Source organism: Streptomyces sp. NPDC088124 (assembly GCF_040685895.1).
Taxonomy (GTDB): Bacteria; Actinomycetota; Actinomycetes; order Streptomycetales; family Streptomycetaceae; genus Streptomyces.
The window spans coordinates 1-4,433 of the sequence record NZ_JBFBJB010000127.1; the positions used below are offsets into that span (position 1 = coordinate 1).

Consider the following 4,433-nt stretch of genomic DNA (forward strand, 5'->3'; position numbering starts at 1 on the left):
CGCCCTCAATGGCTGCCTGCCGTGGAGACCTACGGCGAAGGAATCTTCATCGCCGTCGACGAGACACGTCTGAGCGCCTGGGTCCGGGGACATTCGCCGTCCGCGTGGCGCACGCCCCCGTACCGCGATTTCTCCGGAGGTCCCGGATGTCCTAGGCCGGCGGCGGGGGGACGACGGGCAGCAGGATGCTCTCGCCGACGACGCCGACGGCTTCCCCGAGGGCGATCTCGTGGCCGCTGTAGGCCATCGGGTTGATGCCGTTCTTCTCGCGCCACAGGACCTGGGCGGTGTTCCAGGCGGCTTCCCGGGCGGCGGCCATGGAGAATTTGCTCACCGCGTGCTTGAGCGTCTCCGCGTCCTGGGTGGCGACCTTGACGATCTGGATCTCGAACTCGGCGCGCACCTCCGCCTCGACGCTCCCGAGCAGCTCGTTGACCTTCTCGTAGTCCTGGTGGACCGGAGGGGTGCCGGGGGTGGTGCGGCGTTCCGTGCAGGTCTCGACGACGGCGACGGCGAGGTCGTGGTTGATGTGCGCGTTCATGCCGGCGAAGGCGAACTGGACCGGCCAGATGACGTGGTTGCCGCGGGCCCGGAACAGCGGCGCCCAGGCCGCGTCGACGGGACGGCCCGCGAGCGCCGCGTCGACGTTGCGCAGGTACATCCCGGCGAAGATGACGTCCATGCGCTCCAGGAACGCACTGTCCTGGAAGGTGCCTTCGGTGACGTTCCGCTTCACCAGTTCGGTGACCTTCAGGTACATGCGGTTGAAGCAGCCGACGCCGTCGCTCGGGTCGAGATCGGCGCCGATCTGCCGCATACGGGCGATGGCTTCGTCGATGGTGGTGGGCGCGTTCGTGACGGTGGCCATGAATGGTTCTCCTTCGGAGGCGAGGGGGCGAGGAGGCGAGGAGGTGCGGGGTCGGCCGGGGGGGGGACGCGGTCAGGGAAGGTTCTTCTCCAGGGCGGACAGGTAGCTGCGCATCGCGTGGTCGCGGATCCCGTCCGTGGCCGGGGCGAGGGCGTCGGCGGTCAGCCCGGCGGCACGGTCGGCGAGGCCGCCCATCAGCGACATCGACTCGCGGATCTTTCCGTTGGAGTCGATGTGGCGCAGGGCGTCGACATGGGTGAAGACGGGCTCGGGCGGCAGTTGGGGGACGATGTCGTTGTTGTTGACGAAGCGGTACATGCGGCGGCCGAAACCCTTGTTGTACGCCGTGGCCAGGATCCGGTCGCAGGTGCGGGGCTGGCCGTAGGTGTAGACGCCGTCGGCGGTCAGCTTCGGGTTCTCCAGGTACATCCGGGCGCCGGCGAGCATGGCCAGCGCGCCGCCGAGGCTGTGACCGGTGAACCACACGCTCTGGTTGTTCCCGCGCAGTTCGTCGTGGGCGGCGCGGACATCGGGAAAGATCGATTCCAGTGCCTCGGCGAAGCCGTGGTGGACGTAGCCGGTGCCGCCCGGGCCGGGGCTCGGCGGCGTGGTGGCGTCGGTGAGCCAGTCCTCGATCTGCTGCGGCTCCGTGCCGCGGAACGCGGTGACGATCATGTCGTCGCCGGCCATGGTGTACGCCTGGGTGTCCTGCAGCGGGAACGGCGGAGTGAAGCGGGTCTCGTGGTGGCGCACCCGGTCGAAGCCCCACTCACGGGCCTGACGTTCGATGGTGGCCTCGTCCTGGTAGGCGAGTTCGGACGCCAGGGCCAGCCAGTAGGCACGCTCCGGGCTGTAGGCGGTCGAGCGCTGGTCGATCACGACGGGGGCGGTCACGGGGAAGGTTCCTTCCTTCACGGCGGCGAGGAAGGCCCGGCGACCCCACCGGTCGCACACAGCCACTTCCGCCACGGACAGTGAGGGAAACTTCGCACCGGCACGGTCCTGGCGCCGGACCGACACGCCTGCCGGGATCCGGACGGGCTACGCCTTCCCCTGCCACCGGCGCAGCGCACCACACCGGTGGCTGACGGAACCACGGGCAGTGAGCCCTGCCCGGCGCGACCCTGGCTAGTGCCCCTCCCGGCAAGCTTTGCCCCATCGGGCAAACATTGCCGGTCGCGGCACTAGCCCTGGACGACAGCGACCGCGAAGAGCGCGAAGGCGAGCACGATGACCGCCACCCGGACGTGGTGGAACCGGTCCCACCGTCCCATCTGCTCCTTCCAGTCCCCGGGTACGCCCTCGTGCGACCAGGTCGCGACCCGCGCGTTGATCGGCACCAGCAGCAGGACCGACATCACCCACACCGGACGCCTCCCCGCCGACCGGGTCGCCGACCGCCTCACCCTCCTGGTCGACCGCTTCATCCCGCACGCCCGGTGAGCCGGTCCGGGGCGGCGAGCGCGCGTGTGCCCGGGCCGGGTACGGATCCGGGCTCGGGTCCGGCCCGAGCCGGGATCAGCCGCCGCGCCGCACCCGGGCCGCCTTGCGGGCCTCCGCGAGCTTGTGGGCCTCGCTGCTCCTGCGGGACGGCCTGCCGCCGGAGCCGCTCTTCGCGTCCTTGGTGCTGCCCAGGCCACGGAACGGGACGTTGTGGTTCTTGGGCCGCGGCGCGGCGGGCCCGCCGTCGAGGGGCGTTCCGGAGGGGGCCTTGGCGCCGGTGATCCGGCTCAGCTCCGCCTCGCCGGATCGCACGGTGGTGACCTTGGGGGCGACGTCGGCGTCCGCCATGACCTGGCTCGTCTCGCGGCGCTGTCCCGGCAGGACGAGCGTCACGACGGTGCCGGAGCGGCCGGCCCGGGCCGTCCGGCCCGCGCGGTGCAGATAGTCCTTGGGGTCGGTGGCCGGGTCCACATTGACCACGAGGTCGAGGTCGTCGACATGCAGGCCGCGCGCAGCGACGTTCGTCGCGACCAGGGCCGTGACCTGCCCATTCTTGAACTGGGCCAAGGTCCGGGTGCGCTGTGGCTGGGACTTCCCGCTGTGCAGGGCGGCGGCCGCCACACCGCTGGCCCGCAGATGCCGCGTGAGCTGATCGACACCGTGCTTGGTATCCAGGAACAGCAGGACGCGGCCGTCCCGGGCGGCGATCTCCGTGGTCACGGCGTACCGGTCCGGGCCGTGCACCGCGAAGACGTGGTGCTCGATCGCGCAGACCGCGCTGGACGAGGGGTCCACGGAGTGGACGGCGGGGTCGCGCAGGTAGTCCCGCACCAGCTGGTCGACATCGCGGTCCAGGGTGGCGGAGAACAGCATGCGCTGCCCGTCGGGACGCACCTGGTCCAGGGCTTCGGTGACCTGTGGGAGGAACCCCATGTCACACATCTGGTCGGCCTCGTCCAGGACCGTGATGCGCACCTGTCCCAGTCGGCATCCCTTGCGGTCGATGAGGTCGTGCAGTCGGCCGGGCGTGGCGACGACGATCTCGGCGCCGTCCCGCAGCACGGCGGCCTGCCGTCCGACGGACACCCCGCCCACCACGGTCGCGAGCCGCAGCCGCAGCGCCTCGGCGTACGGGGTGAGCGCCTCACCGACCTGCTGGGCCAGTTCCCTGGTCGGTACCAGAACGAGCGCCAGCGGCTCCTTGGGCCGCGCGCGCCGCCCGGCCGTCCGGGCGAGCACTCCCAGGCCGAAGGCGAGCGTCTTGCCGGATCCGGTGCGGCCCCGGCCCAGGACGTCCCGTCCCGCGATCGCGTTGGGCAGTGCCGCCGCCTGGATGGGGAAGGGCACCGTCACACCGTGCTCTTCGAGCGCCCGCAGGATTTCGGCCGGCAGCCCCAGCTCCGCGAAGGACGCCGTCGGGGGCGGAGCGGTGGTGGCGTCCGACACCTCTGACATCTCATCCGGCTGCCGGGCATCGACACGTACTGATTCGCTCACAGAGAGCCTTCCTCCGAAGGGACCGTACCGAGGAAGGCGCGGCGGGGACGCGGCCACCGGCCGGGGAGACCGTGAACCGGGCACCGACACAGCGACGCTGCAAACGCTCCACGCTAGCACGGGGCGCACCGCCCGGGCCGCCCACGGCGGCGCCGCCCGGCCGCGGAACAACGGCCGGACCCGGCTGTGCGGATCGTCGGTCGAGTACCACGGCGTTTCCGGATCAACTCTCCGAACCTGCCTTTCCCCTCGCACCTTCCGTACGGCGGAAGCCGTATCGCGTCCCTATTGCGTCCCTGTGACGGGCTTTCGGACAATGGCGCCATCACAGAGTCGGGAGCAGGCCCATGCCGCACATCACCGCATTCGCCAGGAACCAGTGGTACGTCGCGGCCTACGCCCGTGAGGTCGGCCGGGAACTGCTCGGGCGTACGATCCTGGACGAGCCGATCGCGTTCTACCGCACCGAGGCCCGCGCCGGGGCGCCCGGCGAGGTGGTCGCTCTCGCCGACCGCTGTGTGCACCGGCGTTACCGTTCCTGGAGACTGAGTGGGAGTGAGTCCTGTTGCCAGGGCTCGTGCTCGTGCTCAGCCGAACGCCCCGGACGGTGTTGGGCGTTCTGGTT

The 4,433-nt window shown here is 71.0% G+C and carries 4 protein-coding genes and 1 pseudogene; 1 reads left to right on the top strand and 4 read right to left on the bottom strand.

Annotated elements, in window-relative coordinates; all coding sequences use genetic code 11:
• Positions 1–151: 151 nt before the first annotated feature.
• The 4 genes and pseudogenes from AB0P17_RS43100 to AB0P17_RS43115 form a co-directional block, all read right to left on the bottom strand.
• Entirely contained in the window at positions 152–868 is a 717-nt protein-coding gene (locus AB0P17_RS43100; protein ID WP_365820575.1) for a DUF5995 family protein, read from the bottom strand.
• A gap of 72 nt (positions 869–940) precedes the next feature.
• Entirely contained in the window at positions 941–1,762 is an 822-nt protein-coding gene (locus AB0P17_RS43105; RefSeq protein WP_365820577.1) for a lipase family protein, read from the bottom strand.
• Between the two features lie 290 nt (positions 1,763–2,052).
• Positions 2,053–2,229, bottom strand: a pseudogene (locus AB0P17_RS43110) (DUF1772 domain-containing protein); the annotation flags it as partial.
• 157 nt (positions 2,230–2,386) lie between these two features.
• Entirely contained in the window at positions 2,387–3,766 is a 1,380-nt protein-coding gene (locus tag AB0P17_RS43115; RefSeq protein WP_365820579.1) for a DEAD/DEAH box helicase, read from the bottom strand.
• Between the two features lie 389 nt (positions 3,767–4,155).
• Here AB0P17_RS43115 and AB0P17_RS43120 point away from each other — a divergent pair.
• Positions 4,156–4,433: Rieske 2Fe-2S domain-containing protein (locus AB0P17_RS43120; protein WP_365820581.1), on the top strand; the 278-nt coding region annotated here is incomplete at its 3' end.